Annotated in this window: 21 protein-coding genes and 1 other annotated feature; of the genes, 4 read left to right on the forward strand and 17 right to left on the reverse strand. The window is 33.0% G+C overall.

The features are described 5' to 3' along the window. Positions 1-240: 240 nt before the first annotated feature. The 3 genes from M2651_RS06480 to M2651_RS06490 form a co-directional block, all read right to left on the reverse strand. On the reverse strand, positions 241-579 hold the full coding sequence (locus M2651_RS06480) for an LSm family protein (RefSeq protein WP_252131535.1): 339 nt from the start codon (positions 577-579) through the stop codon (positions 241-243). Positions 580-684: 105 nt separating this feature from the next. Further along, positions 685-1,101, reverse strand: a complete 417-nt coding sequence (locus M2651_RS06485) for a hypothetical protein (RefSeq protein ID WP_252131536.1) — start codon at positions 1,099-1,101, stop codon at positions 685-687. 117 nt (positions 1,102-1,218) lie between these two features. Then, entirely contained in the window at positions 1,219-1,617 is a 399-nt protein-coding gene (locus M2651_RS06490) for a hypothetical protein (protein ID WP_252131537.1), read from the reverse strand. 294 nt (positions 1,618-1,911) lie between these two features. Here M2651_RS06490 and M2651_RS06495 point away from each other — a divergent pair, with 294 nt between their 5' ends. Beyond that, positions 1,912-2,253 carry a hypothetical protein gene (locus M2651_RS06495; RefSeq protein ID WP_252131538.1) on the forward strand — a complete coding sequence of 114 codons (342 nt, stop codon included), beginning with the start codon at positions 1,912-1,914 and terminating at the stop codon, positions 2,251-2,253. Positions 2,254-2,301: 48 nt separating this feature from the next. On the opposite strand, the gene M2651_RS06500 is transcribed toward M2651_RS06495, so the two are convergent. Then, on the reverse strand, positions 2,302-2,640 hold the full coding sequence (locus tag M2651_RS06500) for a hypothetical protein (protein WP_252131539.1): 339 nt from the start codon (positions 2,638-2,640) through the stop codon (positions 2,302-2,304). A 254-nt stretch (positions 2,641-2,894) separates the two neighbouring features. Here M2651_RS06500 and M2651_RS06505 point away from each other — a divergent pair, with 254 nt between their 5' ends. After that, complete coding sequence (locus tag M2651_RS06505) at positions 2,895-4,082, forward strand: LCP family protein (RefSeq protein ID WP_252131540.1); 1,188 nt, start codon at positions 2,895-2,897, stop codon at positions 4,080-4,082. Positions 4,083-4,142: 60 nt separating this feature from the next. On the opposite strand, the gene M2651_RS06510 is transcribed toward M2651_RS06505, so the two are convergent. Together M2651_RS06510 and M2651_RS06515 are read right to left on the reverse strand one after the other, a co-directional pair. After that, a complete protein-coding gene (locus tag M2651_RS06510) occupies positions 4,143-5,147 on the reverse strand; it encodes a LacI family DNA-binding transcriptional regulator (RefSeq protein ID WP_252131541.1) in 1,005 nt (334 codons plus the stop codon). 170 nt (positions 5,148-5,317) lie between these two features. Next, positions 5,318-6,124 carry a formate/nitrite transporter family protein gene (locus tag M2651_RS06515; protein ID WP_252131542.1) on the reverse strand — a complete coding sequence of 269 codons (807 nt, stop codon included), beginning with the start codon at positions 6,122-6,124 and terminating at the stop codon, positions 5,318-5,320. Between the two features lie 238 nt (positions 6,125-6,362). On the opposite strand from M2651_RS06515, the gene M2651_RS06520 reads away from it, so the two are divergent. Beyond that, positions 6,363-7,172 carry a ZIP family metal transporter gene (locus M2651_RS06520; RefSeq protein WP_252131543.1) on the forward strand — a complete coding sequence of 270 codons (810 nt, stop codon included), beginning with the start codon at positions 6,363-6,365 and terminating at the stop codon, positions 7,170-7,172. Positions 7,173-7,226: 54 nt separating this feature from the next. Here the strand turns inward: M2651_RS06520 and M2651_RS06525 are convergent, their stop codons facing one another. The 7 genes from M2651_RS06525 to M2651_RS06555 form a co-directional block, all read right to left on the reverse strand. After that, positions 7,227-7,478, reverse strand: a complete 252-nt coding sequence (locus tag M2651_RS06525; protein ID WP_252131544.1) for a (2Fe-2S) ferredoxin domain-containing protein — start codon at positions 7,476-7,478, stop codon at positions 7,227-7,229. 4 nt (positions 7,479-7,482) lie between these two features. Continuing rightward, positions 7,483-9,171, reverse strand: coding sequence for a [FeFe] hydrogenase, group A (locus M2651_RS06530; RefSeq protein ID WP_252131545.1), 1,689 nt, complete (start codon positions 9,169-9,171; stop codon positions 7,483-7,485). 4 nt (positions 9,172-9,175) lie between these two features. Then, positions 9,176-11,050 carry an NADH-quinone oxidoreductase subunit NuoF gene (gene nuoF, locus M2651_RS06535; protein WP_252131546.1) on the reverse strand — a complete coding sequence of 625 codons (1,875 nt, stop codon included), beginning with the start codon at positions 11,048-11,050 and terminating at the stop codon, positions 9,176-9,178. A 1-nt stretch (position 11,051) separates the two neighbouring features. Next, on the reverse strand, positions 11,052-11,528 hold the full coding sequence (locus M2651_RS06540; protein WP_252131547.1) for a complex I 24 kDa subunit family protein: 477 nt from the start codon (positions 11,526-11,528) through the stop codon (positions 11,052-11,054). A gap of 140 nt (positions 11,529-11,668) precedes the next feature. Continuing rightward, positions 11,669-14,773, reverse strand: a complete 3,105-nt coding sequence (ileS, locus tag M2651_RS06545) for an isoleucine--tRNA ligase (RefSeq protein ID WP_252131548.1) — start codon at positions 14,771-14,773, stop codon at positions 11,669-11,671. Between the two features lie 80 nt (positions 14,774-14,853). After that, positions 14,854-15,096 (reverse strand) — a binding site (T-box leader). A 92-nt stretch (positions 15,097-15,188) separates the two neighbouring features. Continuing rightward, positions 15,189-16,385 (reverse strand): cation:proton antiporter, encoded by a 1,197-nt coding sequence (locus M2651_RS06550; RefSeq protein ID WP_252131549.1) that lies wholly within the window; start codon positions 16,383-16,385, stop codon positions 15,189-15,191. A gap of 189 nt (positions 16,386-16,574) precedes the next feature. After that, positions 16,575-17,309 carry an MBL fold metallo-hydrolase gene (locus M2651_RS06555; RefSeq protein WP_252131550.1) on the reverse strand — a complete coding sequence of 245 codons (735 nt, stop codon included), beginning with the start codon at positions 17,307-17,309 and terminating at the stop codon, positions 16,575-16,577. Between the two features lie 227 nt (positions 17,310-17,536). Between M2651_RS06555 and M2651_RS06560 the strand changes: the two genes are divergently transcribed. Next, positions 17,537-18,175 (forward strand): MBL fold metallo-hydrolase, encoded by a 639-nt coding sequence (locus tag M2651_RS06560; RefSeq protein WP_252131551.1) that lies wholly within the window; start codon positions 17,537-17,539, stop codon positions 18,173-18,175. A gap of 36 nt (positions 18,176-18,211) precedes the next feature. Here the strand turns inward: M2651_RS06560 and M2651_RS06565 are convergent, their stop codons facing one another. From M2651_RS06565 to M2651_RS06580, 4 genes are all read right to left on the reverse strand, one after another. Further along, positions 18,212-18,595 (reverse strand): ArsR/SmtB family transcription factor, encoded by a 384-nt coding sequence (locus M2651_RS06565; RefSeq protein WP_252131552.1) that lies wholly within the window; start codon positions 18,593-18,595, stop codon positions 18,212-18,214. Between the two features lie 156 nt (positions 18,596-18,751). Continuing rightward, a complete protein-coding gene (locus M2651_RS06570; protein ID WP_252131553.1) occupies positions 18,752-20,464 on the reverse strand; it encodes a Mur ligase family protein in 1,713 nt (570 codons plus the stop codon). Positions 20,465-20,632: 168 nt separating this feature from the next. Next, the gene (locus M2651_RS06575) at positions 20,633-21,364 is read right to left on the reverse strand and encodes an OmpA/MotB family protein (protein ID WP_252131554.1); all 732 of its coding nucleotides are present in this window, start codon (positions 21,362-21,364) and stop codon (positions 20,633-20,635) included. A 21-nt stretch (positions 21,365-21,385) separates the two neighbouring features. After that, positions 21,386-22,174 (reverse strand): motility protein A, encoded by a 789-nt coding sequence (locus M2651_RS06580; RefSeq protein ID WP_252131555.1) that lies wholly within the window; start codon positions 22,172-22,174, stop codon positions 21,386-21,388. Positions 22,175-22,271 lie beyond the last annotated feature (97 nt).

The following is a 22,271-nucleotide window of genomic DNA, read 5'->3' on the forward strand; positions in this document are numbered from 1 at the left end:
AGCATATGCCTTATATGTAGTTTCTGTTCGTCAGACCAGAGCTTTGCCGCCGACTTCCTTCAGATTCCACCTCACGGTGTACACCCTTGTCTTAAGCTAACGGTTGGTACTATCAACCCCCGTATCGGACTTTCACCGACAAGATTACGCCCATGCCGGGCGCACATTAATAAAGCACCACCCATAAGGATGGTGCTAATTTTCAATTCCTTATACTATATAGAATTTCTTGTGTGTATCTTACCAGCCGCTTCCAACTGCGTTGTGAACAAATGCTGCTATTCTGTCTACTGGAATATCAACTATTGAACCAAATCCTCTATCAGCGTCGCATCTTATTCCACTTGGTAATGTTGTATTACCTCCATGTCCGCATCCTTGATGTTTATCACAGCAGCTTCCTAGTGCACATGCTGGAGCTGGTCCTATTTGTGTAATTAGCCTTACAAAGTTGCAATTTACACTAGCAAGTACTCCTGTAAAACCTCTGCCTGAATCTCCACCGCTAGTTGTATAAATTGTTACAGTCTGTCCGATGTGTCTTGCTAAATCTCCTACTAAATTAAATCCATTTGCCATCCTGTGTGTCCTCCTTTCTTATATTCAAGATTACTAGGACCTTTGTCCTAATATATACTATGATTTCCTGTATAAATGGTTACAGTTATCATATAAATTTTTATATTATATTATGTTGTGAACAAATGCAGCAATTTTATTTATTGGAATACTTGTCATAGTACCTAGTGTAAGTTTTTCACAATTATTTTCATCAAAAACCTTTTCTTGCTTTTCTGTTATGCAGCAGTTTCCAAGTGTACAGCTTGGTGGAGAAGCTGCTCTTATAAGTATTTTTATATAATCCTTATTAACTTCTATAAGTACTCCCGTAAACCCTGAACCTGATTCTCCTCCGCTAATTGTAAATATAGTTATTGTCTGTCCTATGTATCTTGTTAAACAAAGAATAAAGCTATCGTCATTTAAATATAACTTATTATTTTTTATTTTGCTGGAAAATCTATATGCAGTTTCCGTTCTTAAATATATACACTTTTTTTTCTTTTTTATATTAAATATATTTATATTTTTTCTAACCATCTATCTTATCCTTTCTTACATATTAAGCTATTTTATAATATGAGCATAAATCCTTTATTGTTACTAAAACTTATAAAGGCATCATCTAAAAGATGATGCCTTATTTCTAAACTTTAGTTACCAGCCGCCGCCAACTGCATTGTGAACAAAAGAAGCTATTCTATTTACTGGAATATCCACTACTGATCCCAAACCACGACTTCCATCACAATCTATTCTGCTTTGTCTGTTTGGAAAATTACCTTGACCTGCAATATTACCTGGATAATTTCCTAATCCATCGACACAATCCTCTTGAACTCCAGCTACGTTATCTGGAAATCGTTTATCACAGCAACTTCCAAGTGCACAACCTGGTGCTGGACCAATTTGAGTAATAAGTCTTATAAAGTTTTGGTTTACCATTGCCAGTACCCCTGTAAAACCTCTTCCAGAATCTCCTCCACTTGTAGTATAAACAGTCACAGTTTGACCTATATAATTTGCTAAATTAGGTACGAAACCTCCGTTTGCCATCCTAAGTATCCTCCTTTCTTATAATGAAGATTTATTAGGACTCTTGTCCTGCTATATAGTATGATATTTATTTTATATTTGTCACTATTTATAAAAATATTTTATGAAAACTGTATATGCTTACTTAATACAACTAATAATATTAATATCAGATTCTAAAGTATAGTGGTGTTTATGATGCGAAAATATATTTTTATCTTATTTTACCTACTTGAAATTGTATTATTTACTAGTTGTTCAGATTCCAATTATTCATTTTCCAGAAAAGGTTCCAACCAAGGGATAGTTAACTCTGTGTTTTATAATGATGGAATATATGTAGGTGAAGGTGACAGTAAAGATTACGGAAACGATATTGCAACAATTACTATATCAAAGGGAAAAATTACAGAAGTAATGTTTAAAAGAATAGACTTAAAAGGCACTGAAATTATTAGTAAATACTGCAGTACCATTGATAATAGCGATACAAGTAGGCGGCTTCTTGCAGATGATATAGAATCAATCATAGACTTACTTACAAATGAAGTTTTAAAAAGACAAAGCTATGATATAAGTATCCCAACAAAAAATAAAGACCTATTATTAAATTGGAAGCTGGCTGTAAAAAGAGCGGTAGAAAAAGCTAAAAAATAGCAAAGGGACTGATTTTTATATCAATCCCTTTTTTTTTAGATATTTCTATTAATTGCTTCCTACCGAGTTGTGTACAAAAGCTGCTATTCTGTCAACTGGAATATCAACTATAGAACCCAAATCTCCAGGACGGCAGTCTGGTCTTCCTTGTACTCCTAAATTATTACCTTCTTTACTTTGCTCAACACGGTGATTTTTATCGCAGCAGCTTCCCAGTGCACAGCCTGGTGCTGGTCCTAAATTTGTAACTAATCTTACAAAACTAGGATTAACCATAGTTAGCACTCCTGTAAAACCTCGACCTGAATCTCCACCGCTTGTAGTATAAATAGTTACAGTTTGGCCAATATTACTTGATAATTCTGCTAAAAAATTATATTCATCCATCCTCTGTTTCCTCCTTTTTAAAATTAATGATTTAGTAGACCTTTGTCCTAATTCATAATATGAAAGCTTTTTATAATTGTTACAAAACTCATATGAAAATAAAAATATCCCAACATGAATATTTTGAATATATGTTTATAATCTACAAAAAATATTGTATAATGATATTTGTTTTTATAATAACTTTTTAAAAATATTATCGTATATATCCATATGTATTAATTCTACATCTATTTTAGAAAGAAGTGACTTTAATGAAGTTATCAAAAAATAAAAAATTAAAAGCAATTTTATTCTCTTTCCTTGTAATTTTTGTAACTGTAGGCAGTTCTTTTGCAGGTTATACTTATTATCAATTAAGCAAAGTTAAAATTACAGAAATATCTAAAACCGATGAAGATTTAGGTATAGTAAGAACTCCTTCTTCAAATGAAGATGAACTAAATGTTGAAATGGATGATGACATTGTCAATATCGCTCTTTTTGGAACTGATAGAAGAGATCCAAATGAGAAAGCCCGTACAGATACTATTATGATAGCTACAATAGATAAAAAACATAAAAAAATTAAACTTTCTTCTATTATGAGAGATACTTATGTAAAAATCAACGGGCATGGAATGGACAAGATAACTCATGCTTATTTTTACGGTGGTCCTCAACTTGCTATTAGAACATTAAATGAAAACTTTAAACTAGATATAAGAGACTTTGTACTTGTTGACTTTTTTAGCTTAGAAAAAATAATAGATGCTCTTGGCGGAGTTGTTATTGATGTAAAAAAAGAAGAAATTCCAAGCATGAACAAAAATATGGAAGAAGTGGCTTGGAGAGAAAACAAACCTACTGCCTATGTCACTACTCCTGGACCACAGCTTTTAAATGGTATGCAAGCAGTTGGATATGCAAGAATACGAAACGTAGGAAATGGCGATTATGAAAGAACCGATAGACAAAGACAAGTTTTAAATTTATTATTTGATAAAGTAACTGCAGCTGGATCACTGAAATATCCATATATTGTATCTCAAATTTTACCTTATACAGAAACAAGCATAGATAAAAGCACTATGCTGAAACTAGGTGCTCAAGTTTTTGCAGCAAACATTACTACAATAGATCAACAGAGATTTCCTTTGGATAAAAATTCCAGAGATACAAAAATAAATGGAGTTTATTATTTGTGGGCGGACTTAAATGCCACTGCAAAGAATATTCATCAGTTTATTTACGAAACTCAGGATACTGGTACTAATACTGATAATAATGAGCAAAAATCTAATACCCAACAAAACAAAAAAACAACTACAACAAATAAAACTACGAAATCCAAACAGACGCAATCTACAACTAAAACTACTACAGAGCAAAAAAATCAATCAACACAGCAGTCTGAAACTACATCAAAACAAGAAATACAATCGTCAGAAGAGTCCAATTAGCCAATAACTGACCTATTAATATTTTAACTAAAAACCCTGTGCCTTAGCACAGGGTTTTTACTATTTTTTACATGAATTTCTTTCAGCAATTTGATGAGGTAATACAAAATGATGCTCAGCAAGCTCTGTCTTATTTATAACCTTAATAAGCATTCTCATTCCTACAGAACCCATATCATACATAGGCTGTACTACTGTTGTAAGCTTTGGATAGAATATAGATGCACTATAAATATCATTAAATCCCATTACATCAATATCTTCTGGTACCCTTTTTCCTATATCTCTTAATGCATTTATTGCACCCATAGCCAGCTCATCACTAGCACAGAAAACAGCATCTACCTCTACATCTTTATTAGCAAAGATAGCATTTATACCATCATAACCATCTTGAGCCTTTAGCCCACCAAAAAAGCATAATTTTTCATTAAATTCTATACCATTGCTTTCAAGAGCAGACTTATAACCAGAAAATCTATACGAAGCTGCATGAACAGCATCTTCATGAGTTCCTATGTAAGCTATCTTTTTATTTCCTTTATTTATAAGATAATTAGTAGCCTCAAAAGCTGCTTTATCATTATCAATAGTTATACTTGGGAAGGTATTAGCTTTATCTGTAGTTTCAACCAATACAACAGGTAACTCAAGGCTCTTTATAAGCTCGATTATCTCTGGCTCTAAAGAGTTACTCATATAAATAACTCCATCTACCATCTTCTCTTTTAATACTCTAAGATATTCCATTTCTTTGTCTGGATCCAAATCAGTATTACAAAGCATTATATTGTAGTTGTATATATTAGCTACATCTTCTGCTCCTCTTACTATTTCAGGATAAAACTGATTTGAAATATCTGGTATTATAATACCTATGGTTCTGCTTTTCTGAGTTTTTAAGCTTCTTGCAACTATATTAGGTCTATAGCCTAATTTCTTTATGGCTTCCTGAACCTTCTTTTTTGTCTCTTCATTAACTACATCAACATCATTTAAAACTCTGGAAACAGTAGCAATGGATACTCCTGCTTCTTTTGCAACATCTTTTATTGAAGCTGCCACAATATCAACTCCTAAACTAATATTCTATCTCATAATTATAACTATAAAACAACTTCTTTACAAGTTAATATATACTACTTTTTTCTATATTATTCTATTAATGAAGATATATTATCATAATTTTTGAATAAAAACAAATAACATGCAGCTATTTGCATGTTATTTTAAAATCAGGCACTTTTTGAAGTTTTTTCATATTTAGCTATTAATTTCTTATTCTTAGAAATAAACCAATATGGAAATGCAACAAACAATGCTCCGCCAGCTAAATTACCTAATGTAGAAAAAACTAAATTGTGAGCTACAGCTCCTAAAGATACCTCAGCTCCATGTGAAAGTATGCTTGCAAGCGGAAGCAGAGTCATATTTGCTACACTGTGCTCAAAACCTGTTGTTATGAAAGCAAATAAACACCAAAATATCATAATAAGCTTAGCTGTATCATCTTTTAATTTATAAAAACACCAAACCGCAAGACAAACCAGTATGTTACACAATATTCCCCTTGCAAAAATTTGAAGGGCTGATGGAGATACTTTACCTGCAGCACCTTCTATTATAAACTCTGCTAAATTACCCTTAACTAAACCGGATGCTAAAAATAATACTACTGTAATTATAGAGCCAATAAGGTTTCCAATCCAACTTGCAGTCCAAATTTTAAAAGCATCCATCCAACTTGTCCTTTTCTCTAAAGCACCAATTGCCATTACCATATTTGTTCCTGTAAAAAGTTCCGCACCTGCAACCATTACTAAACTTAAACCTACTCCAAAGGAAGTTCCCATGAGTATTTTATAAGCAGGTGAATTTCCTGCATGGAGATATGCTCCAACAGTGAAAATAAATATATATGCTATTCCAATAAACAACCCTGCTAAAGCTGCAGCGGTTATATAGTTTGCTTTACCTTCCTTTAAAAACTTAATTTTTTTTTCCGCGTAATGAGCTACATAATCAACATCTGAACTAAACATTTAAACCCCTCCTGTATTTCTGCACAAAGAATATTAATATTTGTGCTTGAAAGTTACAATTTAAAAAGTTACAATTTAAACAAAAATATTATATCATAAAATTTTAATAATCAATTCATTTAGTAAATTTTCAGTTTATTAAATCTTTTAGTAACCAAGGACAACCTAAAGTGAATATACTATCATAGCGGATTAAATTAATATAAATTACTGTTTTATCTTAAGGAGGTCTAAAATAATGGGCTGGTTTTCTAATCAAAATCATATAGTTCAGGCACTGCTTGCCACATTATTTACCTGGGGTATAACTGCAGCTGGTGCAGCTATGGTATTCTTCTTTAAAAATGTCAGCAAAAAAGTATTAGATGTGATGATGGGTTTTGCTGCTGGAGTAATGATTGCTGCAAGTTTTTGGTCACTGCTGGCACCAGCTATAGAAATGGCTGAAAACTCAGGAAAACCTGCTTGGCTTCCTGCCGTTACCGGCTTTCTTGCTGGAGGAATTTTTCTAAGAATAATAGATAAAATTCTTCCCCATTTGCACGTTGGTTTTCCAAACGAAGAAGCAGAAGGAATAAAAACAAGCTGGCAGAGAAGTGTACTTTTGGTTCTGGCTATAACTCTACATAATATTCCTGAAGGGTTAGCTGTAGGAGTAGCCTTTGGAGCTTTAAGTGCAAATCTTCCTTCTGCCTCTCTATCTAGTGCTGTTGCACTAGCTATAGGTATTGGTCTTCAGAATTTTCCAGAAGGTGCCTCTGTATCTCTTCCTTTAAGAAGAGAAGGATATTCAAGACTTAAAAGTTTTGTTTATGGTCAATTTTCTGGAATGGTGGAACCTGTTGCTGGCGTGCTTGGAGCAATGCTTGTAATAACAATGCAGAATATTCTCCCTTATGCCCTTTCCTTTGCAGCTGGTGCAATGATTTTTGTTGTTGTAGAAGAACTAATTCCAGAATCTCAACTAGAAAAAAATACAGATATTGCAACATTAGGTACAATGCTTGGATTTGCAGTAATGATGTTTCTAGATGTAGCATTAGGCTAGTTTCATTAAAAGCTGTTAGTCAAAATATTGATTAACAGCTTTTATTATAAATTTTTATGAACTTAACCTTGTCATTACTTCTGTTTCAAAAAATCTTCTTGCAGTAGCTCCTGAGACACTGTAAACTTCACTATCGTTTATTTTTACAGATACATTTTCTGTGCAGTGTCCCAGGCAGAATACAGCTTTTAATTCAATTTTATCCGAAAGATTGTATTCTTCAATAATTTGCTGGAAGGTACTTATTATGTTATAAGAACCTTTAATATGACAGGCACTGCCTACACAAACGCTTAAAGTTATCATAACATTACTCCCTTCCTTTATATTTTACATGCAGCAGCTTGTGAACTTTCCCTTTTAAAAGACCTGAATACAGAGACATCATTACAGGATTTTCTTCTGAACGCTTTATGCTGCTCATTCTGTCTGTTTCATATAATCCAGCACTTCGTTTTAATTTTCCTTCTGCTTTAGTAAAAGGCTGTCCTGCTCCGCAAATACATCCACCTGGACAAGCCATTACCTCAACAAAATCATAATGAACTTCACCAGATTTTATTTTCTTTACTATGTCATCTGCATTTTTAAGTCCACTTACAATAGCTATCTTAAGCTCTTTATCTCCAACTGTGATGTTTGTTTCCTTAACTCCTTCCATACCTCTGACACCATTAAAAGCAATGGAACGCAGGGTGGTAGTAGACTTATCATCCAAAACTCTTCGTATAACAGCTTCAGTAACTCCGCCTGTTACTCCAAATATAACACCTGCACCGCTGCTGACACCAAAAGGCATATCAACCGCTTCAGGCTCTATTTCGTTAAATACAATTCCCGATTCTTTTATCATTTGAATGAGTTCTTGCGTTGTTATTACATAATCTGTACATGGAATCCCATCTTCTTTAAATTCTTCCCTTTGAGCTTCAAATTTTTTAGCAGTACAAGGCATTACAGCTACACACACAACTCTTCTGTTAGAATGCTTGTAATGCTCTTTTAATACTGAAGAAAACATCTGCATAGGTGAGCGGCAGGTTGAAATATTTGCTATTAATTCAGGATAATTTTTCTCAACATAACTTACCCAGGCAGGACAACATGAAGTAAATAATGGGAGTTTCTCATTTTTCTCCAATCTTTTTAAGAATTCTCCTGTTTCTTCTAAAACAGTAAGATCAGCTCCTGTGGAAGTGTCAAATACTTCATCAAAACCCATTCTCTTTAAAGCTCCAACTATTTTTCCCATAACATTGTCGCCATCTTTATGTCCTAATTCTTCACTAATTCCAACTCTAACTGCAGGAGCAATCTGAACAACTACTTTTGTATTTTTATCGCTAAGTTCCTTCCAAAGCTTAGAGGTATCATTTTTAACTACAATAGCTCCGGTTGGACATACTGCTGCACACTGACCGCAGCCAACACAGTTTGAATTAGCTATAGGCTCATCAAATGCAGTAGTTACAGTCATTTTTGAACCTCTGCCTACAAAATCTATAGCTCCCACATTTTGTACTTCATCACACATTCTTACACAATCCCCACATAATATACACTTGCTTTTATCTCTTACTATAGATACAGAAGATTTATCTATTTGCCTATTTTCAGAAGTATTATTAAATCTAATTTCTTTGATTCCAAAACGCTGTGCTAAATCCTGAAGTTTGCATCTTCCGTTTTTTTCGCAGGTTGTGCAGTCTCTGCAGTGATTAGATAAAAGAAGCTCAAGAATATTTTTTCTATACTTTCTTAAGCGTGGAGTGTTTGTTTTAATTTCCATACCAGCCTTAGGCGGTGTAGAACAAGCTGCTTCAATTTCTCCCCATTTATTCTCAACCATACACATACGACAAGCTCCATAAACTGAAAGCTCTGAATAATAACAAAAGGTAGGCAAATCAATACCAGCTTTTCTAACTAATTCTAAAATATTTTTCTCTCCGTTTATTTCCACGGGAATATTATCTATAAGCATAAACTGTCCGCTCATTATGCTAATCCTCCTTTATAGCTTTAAAGTTACAAGCTTCAATACAAGCACCGCACTTTATACATTTATCTTCATTAATCTTATAAGCCTCCTTAATCTTACCGGAAATTGCTCCCACAGGACAAATTCTTGAACATTTTGAACAACCCTTACATAGCTGTTCATCAATAAATATAGTTTTAAGCTTACTGCAGGTTTTTGAAGGACATTTTTTATCTACTATATGAGTCTCATACTCGCTTCTGAAGTTCTTAATAGTGCTTACTACAGGAAAAGCTGCAGTTTTTCCAAGTCCGCATAGTGCAGTTGAAGATATTGTATCAGCAAGCTCTAAAAGCATATCTATATCTTCCAGTTTTCCTTCACCTGCAACAATTCTTTCAAGAATTTCAAGCATTCTCTTAGTTCCTTCTCTGCAGGGTACACACTTCCCGCAGGATTCGTTCTGGGTAAAGTTCATAAAAAATCTTGCAACTTCAACCATACAAGTATTTTCATCCATAACTACAAGACCTCCGGAGCCTATCATTGCTCCTGCTTTTTTAAGAGAATCGAAATCTAAAGGCAGGTCAAGATGCTCTTTTGTAAGACACCCCCCAGAAGGACCTCCTATTTGCACAGCTTTAAATTCTGTGCCTCCTCTCATTCCTCCTCCTATATCAAATATTACTTCTCTTAAAGTTGTCCCCATTGGAACCTCAATAAGACCTGTATTCTCAATATTACCTGTTAAAGCAAAAGCCTTTGTACCCGGACTTTTTTCTGGTCCTATAGACTTGTACCACTGTGCTCCTTTTATAATAATAGAAGGTACATTAGCAAAGGTTTCTACATTATTTAATACTGTTGGTTTCCCAAAAAGTCCTTGTTCAACAGTTCTTGGAGGCTTTACCCTGGGCATTCCTCTCTTACCTTCAATAGATGCTGTAAGAGCACTTCCCTCACCACATACAAAAGCCCCAGCGCCTCTATTTATCTTTATATCAAAACTAAAATCTGTTCCAAGAATATTCTTTCCAAGTATTCCATATTTTCTTGCTTCTTTAATAGCATTATCAAGCCTGCTTACAGCAAGAGGATATTCTGCACGAACATATATATAACCTTCCTGAGCTCCACAAGCAATACCAGCAATCATCATGCCTTCAAGTACTCTATGAGGATCTCCCTCCATAATGCTTCTATCCATAAAAGCACCAGGATCCCCTTCATCACCATTACAAACTATATATTTAATTTCTTCCTGCTGACGCTTTACCTGTGACCATTTACGCCCAGCAGGAAATCCTCCGCCTCCACGTCCTCTTAATGCTGATTCCTCTATCTGCTTTATAATTTCATCCGAATCCATATCAAATAAAGCTTTTTCAAAAGCTTTATACCCGCCTATTGCAATATATTCTTCTATAGAGGTTGCATCAATATGACCACAATGCTCAAGAGCCAGTCTGGTTTGTTTTTTATAAAAAGGTATTTCTTCCTGTTTTTTGTATATTATGCCATCTTTGCTGTAAACAAGTCTTTCAATGCATTCACCATTAACTATAGTTTTATCTATTATCTCATGGCAGTCCTCTGGTTTAACCTTAATATATAAATAACCCCAAGGCTCAATTCTTACAAGCGGACCCATTTCACAAAAACCATGACACCCGCTTTTTTTAATCCCTACAGATTCGTCATGAGGTTCTTTTTCAAGACTTATAGCACAGTTTATTCCTTTCTGTTTCATAATTTCTATAAATTTTTGATAAATTTTTAACGCTCCTCCCGCAACACAGCCAGTACCTGCACATATAAGAATCTTTTTTGTCTGTTTTTCAAGGCTTCTTTTATAAATATCCGCCATTTGAATTAAATCATTTCTACTGCTAAGCATACTATTTTCCCTCCTTAAGCTCATTCAAAAGCTCCGAAGCCTTATCCGGAGTCATAGCACCATATACCTTTTCATTAACAGTTATAACTGGAGCAAGACCACAGGCACCAAGGCAGGATACCGTTTCCACTGTAAACATTAAGTCGTCAGTTGTATGCTTAGTTTCAGAAAGCCCCAGCTCTTTTCTCAGTCTATCTAATATAGGAATAGACTTTCTAACGTGACATGCAGTTCCATCGCATATCTTGATTATATACTTTCCCTTCGGCTCTAAAGAAAAATTTTCATAAAAAGTAGCAACACTATAAATTTTTGCTCTGCTTACACCGAGCTTTTCTGAGTAGTATGTAAATACCTCTTTAGGCAAATACCTGAAAACTTCCTGAGTATCCTGAAGTATACCAATAATATTACTAGCTTTAAATTCATGTTTTTTTAGAATATCATCTAGTGTACCGTAATCAATTAAGCTATTCATCATATTCCTCCCCGTAAACATTGTTAAAATATTATCACATATTTATATTACATTAAATTTCAAAATATTGCAACAGGTAAAAATATTGTTTATTTTGACAAAATAAACAAGCCGAGGTTTCCCTCGGCTTTTACGGATTTTTATTTAACTACTTCAACAGCTAATCCTAACTTTTCACCATTAATATTAGCTTCATTATACTCTTTCTCTGCATTATAAACTACATCTGCAGCAAGAGTTTCCCTCATAATGTGGCTTTCAAACTTTTTAACAACCTTCTCTAAGCTTTCATTGCCGCTAACATAAAGTATAATTTTGTCAGCAACTTCAAAACCGCTTTCTTTTCTCATATTTTGAATCTTGCTTATGATTTCTCTTACGTGTCCTTCTTCTCTAAGCTCTTCTGTTATATGAGTATCAAGTACAACACCTATCTGACCCTCTCCAGCAAATGCATAACCTTCAAGTCCCTGCATAGTTACAAGCAGGTTTTCACTGTTTAATTCTATTTCTGTTCCTTGAACATTAATAGTTACAGTTCCTCCATTTTGAATAGTTTGAGCTAATTCCATCTGATCTTTTAAAGAAATTTCTTTTCTGATTCCAGGTATCAGCTTTCCATAAGCTTTTCCTAATACTGGAAGGTTAGGCTTTATTTCAAAGTTTACATACCTAGAAAGATCTGCTCCAAGTTCAAGCTCTTTAATATTAAGCTCATCTTTAATAATGTCGCTGTAGTACTCTGGAAGTACCTTTGTGCTTAAAAGCATCTTTGAAAGTGGCTGTCTGTTCTTTATGTTAGCAGCATTTCTTGCGCTTCTTCCAAGGTTAACTACCTTATAAGCCAAATCCATTTCAGCCTCTAAGTCTTTATCTATAGCTGACTCGTCAACTGCTGGCCAATGGCATAAATGAACACTTTCAGGAGCATTTTTATCTAAACCTACTACAAGGTTTTGGTAAATCTCTTCTGTAATAAATGGTACAAATGGAGCAGCAACTAAGCTAAGTGTCTTTAAAACTCTATATAAAGTAACATATGCTCCAACTTTATCATCAGTTAACTCTTCACTCCAATATCTAGCTCTGTTTCTTCTTACGTACCAGTTAGATAATTCATCAACGAAGCCTTCTATTGCAAGTGCAGACTGAGTTATTCTGTAATTAGCCAAATCATCATCTACAGTTTTAACTAAAGTATTAAGCTTAGACATTATCCATTTATCCATTACGTTTCCGCTTACAAAGCTTTCATACTTTGTCGGATCAAATTGATCTATTTCAGCATATAACACATAGAAGGAATACACATTCCAAAGAGTGCTCAAGAACTTTCTTTGTGCTTCTATAACAGCTTCTTCATAGAATCTTGATGGAAGCCATGGAGCACTTGAAGTATAGAAATACCATCTTGTAGCATCTGCACCTTCATTATCAAGAGCTACCCATGGGCTTAATACATTACCCTTGTGCTTGCTCATCTTAAGTCCGTTTTTATCAAGTACGTGTCCTAGCACTACACAGTTTTCAAAAGGATTGGTATCAAAAATTGCTGTAGATATGGCAAGAAGTGTATAAAACCATCCTCTTGTCTGGTCAACAGCCTCTGATATAAACTGTGCTGGAAAATTTTTCTCAAATATTTCTTTGTTTTCAAATGGATAGTGAAGCTGAGCAAATGGCATAGAACCAGAATCAAACCAGCAGTCTATAACATCTGGCACTCTCTTCATTTCCTTATGACAGTGAGGACAATCTAAGTACACATTATCTATATAAGGCTTATGAAGCTCTATATCCTCTGGTACATTCTTGCCTTTAGCTTTTAATTCCTCACGGCTGCCTATCATTTCTCTGTGGCCGCATTCGCATTCCCATATTGGAAGCGGCGTTCCCCAATATCTTTCTCTTGAAATACCCCAGTCTATAACATTTTCAAGGAAGTTACCCATTCTTCCTGTTCTAACATTATCTGGAAGCCAATTTATCTTATTATTATTTTCAAGCAGCTTATCTCTTAAAGAGGACATCTTTATAAACCAGGATTCTCTTGGATAGTACAACAAGTGAGTATCGCATCTCCAGCAGAATGGATAAGAGTGAGTAAAGCCTTCTGCCTTATAGAGATTTCCAGTTTCCTTAAGGTATTCTATAATCTTAGGATCAGCCTTTTTAACAAAAATTCCGGCCCATGGCTTAACTTCAGGTACAAACTTACCTTCTGAATCAACTAAATTTATCATAGGCAGATCATATTTTCTTCCGCTTATTGCGTCTTCTTCACCGTATGCTGGAGCAGTATGAACAACACCAGTACCATCTGTTAAAGTTACATAATCTGCATGAACTACATAAAAAGCTTTCTTATCAGGAGTAACAAACTTAAAGAGCTGCTCATATTCTACTCCTTCAAGCTCTGAACCTTTAAATTCTCTTACTATTTCATATTCACCATCAAGCTTATTTAAAAGTTCTTTAGCAAGTATTAAATTATCTCCATTATTTTTAACTTCTACATAGGTATAGGCTCTGTTTACAGCAAGAGCAACGTTGCTTGGAAGTGTCCAAGGGGTTGTTGTCCAAGCTAATATGTATTTATCTTCGCCTTTAACCTTAAATTTAACATATATAGATGCATCCTTAACATCCTTATAACCTTGAGCAACTTCGTGAGAGGATAACGCTGTTCCGCAGCGTGGACAGTATGGAACTATCTTATGTCCTTTATATATAAGACCTTTATCCCACATTTGCTTTAATGCCCACCACTCTGACTCTATATAGTCATTATGATAAGTTACATAAGGCTTTTCCATATCTACCCAATAAGCAACTCTCTCTGTCATTTGTCTCCACTGCTCAACATAGGTAAAAACGCTGTCCTTACACTTTTTAATAAAATCTTCTACACCATATTCTTCTATTTGAGGCTTTCCTGAAATACCTAGTGATTTTTCAACTTCAAGCTCAACAGGAAGTCCATGAGTATCCCAGCCTGCTTTTCTTAGAACTCTATAGCCCTTCATAACTCTATATCTTGGAATCAAGTCCTTAATAACTCTTGTTACTACGTGCCCTATATGAGGCTTTCCATTAGCTGTTGGAGGACCATCGTAAAAAGTAAAATATTCTCCATCTTGATTCATGTCAAAATTTTTTTTAATAACATCTTTTTCTTCCCAAAGCTTAAGTATGTCTTTTTCCATACCAACAAAGCCTTTTGAAGAATCCACTTTTTTGTACATAACACCTGCTCCTTTCATTACTACTTTAATTATGATCATAAATTCTTTAAATAAACTTAGAAAAATAAAAAACTCCGCCCCAAAAGGACGAAGTTAAATTCGCTATACCACCTATGGTTCAAGTACAATAATACTCTATCCTTTAACGCAGGATTACGGATACACCTAATAATGTAAAGCGACACACCAAAAAGTGCTGTCCCAATAAATTTTCAGTTCTCAGCTCAAAGGTGATTTTCCTTAAATTATCCCTATGGGTTTCCACCAGTCCCCACTCTCTTTAAGTTCAGTATTTAAGTACTTTTCCTTGTCAAAGCCATTTAAAAATCATTTTTCTTTATTTTATTACAATATATTTAAATTGTCAAATTATTTCGCAGTTGTTCTTTGCTATAAAATAATACTTAATATATTTCTATGCTGCTTTATTTTTTACAACTCTATTAGAATAAACAACTTTTAAAAGTATTGGAGTAATAAGAGTTGTTATAATTACCATTAAGATTATTGGTGCAAAAAATTTTTCATCCATAAGTCCAACTGCAGCTCCTTTATTTGCAACAATTAAAGCAACTTCACCTCTAGAAATCATTCCCACTCCTATTCTTAAAGACTCATGGTTACTATATCTGCACATTTTAGCTCCTAACCCGCAGCCTGCAATCTTTGTAAAAATAGCAACCAAAAGCAATACAACAGCAAACATAATCATATTATTATCCATTGTGCCTATAGTTATTTTAAGACCTACAGCAGCAAAGAATATAGGAGATAGCAGCATATATGAAATAGTTTCAAACTTTTTGCTTATATATTCAGCCTGCATAGTATTTGCTAAAATTACTCCAGCTACATAGGCACCAGTTATATCAGCTACACCAAACCATTCTTCCGCAATATATGCAAGTATAAGGCAGAAAGCAAATGACATTATAGGAATTCTTCTCTTTTGCCCTTGTGTTTTACACATCCAATTAAAAATCTTATAAAAAACTAATCCGCCTGCAACTGCAAGTATTAAAAATATTGATATTTTTAAAAGCACTAATGACAGATTAACATTACTGTCTGCTGTTCCTGTAATAATAGTTAATATTATTATACCAATAATATCATCTATAACAGCAGCTCCCATAATCGCAGTACCCGAAGAGGTTTTCAACCGCCCCAGTTCTTGCAGAGTTTCAACTGTAATGCTTACAGAAGTTGCTGTAAGTATTACGCCAATAAACACATTTCTCAAAAAAACTGGTGATGACAAGCTGGTTAATCCCCAATCTCCTGAATATACTGATGCCACAACATATCCTCCAAAAAGAGGAGCAATAACTCCTAATAATGCAATTATGAAGGATGCCTTTCCACACTTTTTAAGTTCTTTAATATCTGTTTCCATTCCTGCTGAAAACATGAGAATTATTACACCAAGTTCAGACAAATTAGTAATAAATTCTGTTTCATGTACCAGATTTAACATAGCGGGACCAAATATTACACCTGCAAGCAATGCTCCCACTACCTGAGGCATATGAAATTTTTTAGTCATTAAGCCAAGTACCTTAGTTGACAGAAGTATTATTGCTAAATCTAATAAGAAATGAATAGAAACCATAATTTTTAGTCCCCCCATATTTTTGATGTTATTAATTCAAAATAAATATAGCTCAGCCGTTTACAATTTTAAAACTGCTGAACTATAATTTATCTTTATTAACATTTTCAATATTTATATCATTACTTAAACCACTATAATAATTTTACCTCTATATATTTATTTTTTCAAGAATAGTTTAAAAATTAACTAAATTTTATACACCTTTAATTCTTCAGATAATTCTATATTTTCAAATTCTCCTTCTGCATCTTTAGCATAATTTTCTCTAGACTCTTCGAAATAAAAATGCGTTAAAAGAAGCTTCTTAGCCCCTGCCTTTCTAGCTATATCACATGCCTCTTTAACAGAAAGATGGGGCACATTGCTTTTTGATTTTAAATTTTCTGTAGCATTAGCTTCACATAAAAATAAATCCGCACTCTCAGCTAATTTAATTACATTACTGGAGCATACGGTATCTCCGCTATAAGCAAATACCTTGCCCCCTTTTTCTATTCTCATACCATAGCATTCAACGGGGTGAATAGTTTTATAAAAAGTAATTACAAAATGTTTAACGTTAATCTGCATTCTATCTGTAATGATATGAGTGTTAAATATACCTTCTATATTAAAATCATTAAATTCTACTTCAGGCGTTGCTGGACAAAAAACTTCTATAGGCTTATCCATAATCTTTTGATTCTTTTTTATCTGCACTGCATACTTTAAAACTCCCATATCTGAGCAATGATCTTTGTGAAGATGAGAAAGCATTATGGCATCCAAATCTTCTATTTTACAGTATTTTTGAAGTCTGCTCATAACACCATTTCCACAATCAATTAAAATATTAGTATTCTCATCTCTTAGCAAAAAACCAGAACAAGCTCCATCTGCTGCTGGAAAAGGACCATAATTACCAAGAACTATAAGTTCCATAATTTTCTCCTTTCATATCACAATAAACTGTTTCATTTAATATTATTGTATGTAAATACTAGAATATTATCATACTCACTTTGTATTTTATCATAAAGCGGCTTTGTATTGTACTTTTATATGATATTTTAATATATATAAAATTTCCATTACTAAATTTTTAAAAGCTATTTTTAGGGTATAATATAAAGTGTATTATTTAATTGTTTTAAAAGGAGTGCAATTATATGGAAATAACTTGGCTTGGTCATTCTTCATTCTTAGTAAAAGACTCAAAGGGAAGAACACTGCTTACAGACCCTTTTGATCAAAGTGTTGGATATAAAGTATTTAATGGTCATGCAGATGTTGTTACTATAAGCCATCATCATTTTGATCATGATTACCTGGAAAAACTTACAGGTAATCCAGCTGTTTTAGATAAAGTTGGTTTTTTTCACGTATGTGATATCGACATTAAAGGAATTCCTTCTTATCACGATAAGGTTCAGGGTGCAAAACGAGGAGAAAATGTAATTTACGTATTTAAAATGGATGACTACAGGATATGCCATTTAGGAGACTTAGGGCATGTACTCTCAGTTCAAGATGCAGATGAAATAGGGGAAATAGATGTGCTTTTAATTCCTGTTGGCGGTAACTATACAATAGATGGGAAAGAAGCTACTGCAGTATGCAAACTTTTAAATCCAAAGATTGTTATTCCAATGCATTTTAAAACTTCAGCTATTTCCTTCCCAATTGACGGTGCTGAGACTTTTCTTATCCATATGAAAAACGGAGAAAACATTCACTCCAGTACATTAAAATTAGAAGGTAAACTTGAAGGTACAAATGTAGTTAAAATTTTAGACTTTAAAGCATAAAAATGGAGAGCAAAATGCTCTCTATTTTTATAAAAACTATTCATGCTCTACATGTTCAAGCCCTGCATTAAAAATATTTCCTATGTGTTCATCATCTAAAGAATAATATACAACTTTTCCTTCCTTTCTAAACTTTACAAGCCTTGCACTCTTTAGTACTCTAAGCTGATGAGATATGGAGGACTGACTCATACCTAGCACTTCTGCTATATCACAAACACAAAGCTCCTTTTTTAAAAGGGCATATATTATTTTAATTCTTGTATAGTCCCCAAACACCTTAAAAAGTTCAGCTATACTTGTAAAAGTGTCTTCTTTAAGCATATTTTCCTTTACACACCCTACACAATCTTTATGGACTTCTGTGCAGTTGCACACTTCTATATCACTACTTTTCTTAAGCTCTATATTGTTTTCCATATTACACCTCAATGTTTAACAATTCTCTTTTAAACTATTATATTATTATTGATAAATTTGTACAACAATATCAAGCTTAATATGTAAAATCTAACCCCTGTCCAATATAACCTATATTTTTCTTTATTATTTATTAATAACTTATATAAACTACATCTAAACAATGTATTGTCTTTCAGGATTAAAATATAAATCACAGTGAAAATTTTTTAATATATTTGTTATTTCCTCTACATTATTACAAACAGTTAATACTGATGCTACAGCAGCCATTATATTTAATACAGTTTCCTTTGAATAACTCTCATGAGTAAAAGGAAACTCTTTAACATTTGATAATTTCTTTATATTACCTTTATTGTTCCATATTATATATTCTCCTTCTAAATAAAATGCTTCTCCTCCATTTTTTATATGCTGAATTATAAGTTCATTTTTATCAACATTATAAAGACATACATTCTCTTTATTTATTACATATTCCATTAACTCTTTTTGAGCTTTTATAATAATTTTCCCCCCCTTATCAAGTTCATCTAAAACTACAGTTTTTATATTTATTAAATCATTTAAGTTATTAACTCTTTCCGTACTTATGTAATCTTCAGAAACAGATGTAATAATTACTGCTTTAGCATTTTCATAGCCGAGACCTTCTTTATAAATAGAAGCTCCATCAATCTCTACAACTGCTGCTTCCACTTCTTTATCAGATAAAATCTCCCTAGCACTTAAAAAACCTGCGGAAGCTAATCCAGTTTTAAACCCTAAGTTTTTTAGTATATGATTTATAAGTCTGCAAGTAATAGTTTTGCCGTTAGTTCCCGTGACTGAAAAAATAGGAATCAGCCCTACGCCTTCTTTTATTAATGAATTAATAAAATAATCAATTACTTTATCTTTTGTATCCTTAAGTTCTTCTGCTACATCAAATACACAACCTAAATCTACAGCTTTAAGACCATCATCTTCCTGAACATCTATATACATAAATTCAATACATATACTGCTGTAAATCCTTTTACAGAAATCTTTCAGTTTTTGCAGTGTTTCTACAACTTCAAGTATTTCTAAGCTTCTATCACTAATTTCAATTACTTTATATCCATTTTCTTTCTTAAGAATTACACCTGCTTCACCCTTGTAACAAATGATTCTATATTTAACCACTCCACTATACACAAAAACTCTTGTGTACATTTTCATAACATTATCAAGAACTCTATTTAGCTCTTCCTCATCACTAATAGTTATCTTAATATCTGCTTTTTTATCTATACTTCTTAAGTTTATAGGATATTTAAAATTTTTTATTTCTTTTATTTCTTCTATACCGTAAAGAACTTTTCCATCTACTTTTGGAATATGTGTATATCTTAAATACTTCCATAAATTTTTTCTGTTTCGTGATATTTCAACTTTTATCATGTTTTCATAACTTTGAAATTCTTTTCCTAATATTACAGAACTCTCTCCATATCCTAGCTGAAACAAATCTTCTTTTATTTCTATTACTGGAAGACATCTATTTTGAGAAGCAATTATTATATCCTGCAGAAATCCTCGCTTAACAAGACTATCCGCTTTTTCTACTATTTTTTCTGTATTATCTATATCATAGGATATGTTATATAATATATATTTAGAAACTTCCTCCTGGGTATATGTAACCCATAAACTATAAAGTTTTCCTTCTTTCTCCATATCTACAAACTGTTCTTTAAAACCCAATAAAAAGGAAACTCTAAAATAGTTTTTAAGGTATTTTTTTATATCTGCATCACAGGCATTTTCAATAGATATGTTTATTATTTTCTTTTTTCTTTTCATATTGTTTCCTTCGTATACTCTAAGAGAAATTATCTTCATATATGCCACATCCTTATTAAGTAAACTATGGATAACCTTCCAAAAATATATAAAAGCTTTTATCTATGATTAGTATGCCATTTTTCTTATGTTATATTTATTTAAAGATAAATATATTATAAGAAAAAACTGCTGGAAAACATCTCGTTCCAACAGTTTATACAATATTTATTTTAATATTGTTACTTCTATTCGTCTGTTTTTCTGTCTGTTTTGTTCGCTGTCATTAGGAGCTATAGGTCTATACTCGCCGTATCCTGCCACCTCAAATATTTTAGAATCAAACCGTTCTCCTTCCGGAAGCTCTTCAGTAAAGTATCTAACTACGCTGATAGCCCTTGCTGCCGACAATTCCCAGTTGCTTTTAAACATACTATTTTTTATAGGCACATTATCTGTATGTCCCTCTATTCTAATATTTTTATTATACTGTCTAAGTATTACAGCAAACCTTTGTAATGTATTTTTTGAATCATCCCTTAAATCTGCTTTGCCTGTATCAAACAACGCCTTATCCTTAAATCTTAAAAGGACTCCTTCCTGAACCTTTTCAACATCTATATTTTCGGTTAATCCATTGCTGTCTACTAGTTCTTTAACCTTTTTATATATATCCTCCATCTCTTCTTGCTTCTCAGCTTCTACCTCATTATTCAGTTCAAGATTTATTAAAGAATCACCTTGACTTGTATCAGGCTTTATACTTCCCGATTCCCCTATAATACCCATTGAATTAAAGGCAGCAATAACCTTTTTGAACTTTTGGTTATCTATAGTAGACATGGAATATAAAAGAACAAAGAAACATAGAAGCAATGTAACTAAATCACCATAAGTTGCAAGCCATTCCCCTCCGCCTGCACTATCGTCATCATCTACATTATAATTATTATCAGCCATTACATTACCTCCTTCCTGAAATTATTTTTCTCCTTCTTTACTATTCATAAGTTCCATCTTCTTAGCGGTCTTATCATCTAAGAAAGATAACATTTTCTCCCTTAGCGTATTTGGATTTTCTCCTGCCTGTATACTTAAAAGTCCTTCTATAATCATCTCTTTTTGATATACTTCTTCCTCTGTTTTAGCCTTCAGTTTTTTAGACATAGGCATAAATACTACATTCGCCAAAAGTGAACCATAAAAAGTTGTAATTAAGGCAACTGACATTTGAGGACCTATAGTAGATGGGTCTGATAGCGTCTTAAGCATGTTAACCAAACCTATAAGTGTACCAATCATACCAAAAGCAGGACCTAAAGCTGCTCCAGTATCAAACATACCTCTATTGCTTTTATGTCTTTCTATAATACCTCTAATTTTTAAACCTAATACATTTTTTATAGTATCTGGTTCTGCTCCATCTACTATCATCATCATTCCTTTTTTTATAAAACTGTCTGATATTGTTTCAATCGTATCTTCTAATGATAATAATCCTTCTTTTCTTGCTTTCATAGACCATTCTACTAAATTATTAATTATTTCTTCATCATTTGACTTATTTTCTTTAAAAACCAGACTGAAAAGCTTAAACAAAGTTTTTGCATTTTTCCCTTTAGTACTTAATAAAAGTGCACCAAAAGTTCCACCAATAGTTATGTATACTGATGGCAGATCAATAAATGTAAATATAGAGCCGCTTGAAAGTATTCCATATAGTATGAACCCAACAGCCAGCACTAATCCTAAAAACGACATCTTGTCCATGGTTTTCCTCCTGCTTATGTAACAACTTTTAATTATACATACTATTTACAAATACAACATTGTTTTTATAAAGTAATAATCGTACAAAAAGATTTTT

The organism is Clostridium caldaquaticum (assembly GCF_023806125.1).
GTDB lineage: Bacteria > Bacillota > Clostridia > Clostridiales > Clostridiaceae > Clostridium_AT > Clostridium_AT caldaquaticum.

Coding starts and splice junctions, on each gene's coding strand:
- M2651_RS06480 (WP_252131535.1), bottom strand. CDS start 579: ATGGCAAATGGATTTAATTTAGTAGGAGATTTAGCAAGACACATCGGA.
- M2651_RS06485 (WP_252131536.1), bottom strand. CDS start 1,101: ATGGTTAGAAAAAATATAAATATATTTAATATAAAAAAGAAAAAAAAG.
- M2651_RS06490 (WP_252131537.1), bottom strand. CDS start 1,617: ATGGCAAACGGAGGTTTCGTACCTAATTTAGCAAATTATATAGGTCAA.
- M2651_RS06500 (WP_252131539.1), bottom strand. CDS start 2,640: ATGGATGAATATAATTTTTTAGCAGAATTATCAAGTAATATTGGCCAA.
- M2651_RS06505 (WP_252131540.1), top strand. CDS start 2,895: ATGAAGTTATCAAAAAATAAAAAATTAAAAGCAATTTTATTCTCTTTC.
- M2651_RS06515 (WP_252131542.1), bottom strand. CDS start 6,124: ATGTTTAGTTCAGATGTTGATTATGTAGCTCATTACGCGGAAAAAAAA.
- M2651_RS06520 (WP_252131543.1), top strand. CDS start 6,363: ATGGGCTGGTTTTCTAATCAAAATCATATAGTTCAGGCACTGCTTGCC.
- M2651_RS06525 (WP_252131544.1), bottom strand. CDS start 7,478: ATGATAACTTTAAGCGTTTGTGTAGGCAGTGCCTGTCATATTAAAGGT.
- M2651_RS06530 (WP_252131545.1), bottom strand. CDS start 9,171: ATGAGCGGACAGTTTATGCTTATAGATAATATTCCCGTGGAAATAAAC.
- nuoF (WP_252131546.1), bottom strand. CDS start 11,050: ATGCTTAGCAGTAGAAATGATTTAATTCAAATGGCGGATATTTATAAA.
- M2651_RS06540 (WP_252131547.1), bottom strand. CDS start 11,528: ATGAATAGCTTAATTGATTACGGTACACTAGATGATATTCTAAAAAAA.
- ileS (WP_252131548.1), bottom strand. CDS start 14,773: ATGTACAAAAAAGTGGATTCTTCAAAAGGCTTTGTTGGTATGGAAAAA.
- M2651_RS06550 (WP_252131549.1), bottom strand. CDS start 16,385: ATGGTTTCTATTCATTTCTTATTAGATTTAGCAATAATACTTCTGTCA.
- M2651_RS06555 (WP_252131550.1), bottom strand. CDS start 17,309: ATGGAACTTATAGTTCTTGGTAATTATGGTCCTTTTCCAGCAGCAGAT.
- M2651_RS06560 (WP_252131551.1), top strand. CDS start 17,537: ATGGAAATAACTTGGCTTGGTCATTCTTCATTCTTAGTAAAAGACTCA.
- M2651_RS06565 (WP_252131552.1), bottom strand. CDS start 18,595: ATGGAAAACAATATAGAGCTTAAGAAAAGTAGTGATATAGAAGTGTGC.
- M2651_RS06570 (WP_252131553.1), bottom strand. CDS start 20,464: ATGAAGATAATTTCTCTTAGAGTATACGAAGGAAACAATATGAAAAGA.
- M2651_RS06575 (WP_252131554.1), bottom strand. CDS start 21,364: ATGGCTGATAATAATTATAATGTAGATGATGACGATAGTGCAGGCGGA.
- M2651_RS06580 (WP_252131555.1), bottom strand. CDS start 22,174: ATGGACAAGATGTCGTTTTTAGGATTAGTGCTGGCTGTTGGGTTCATA.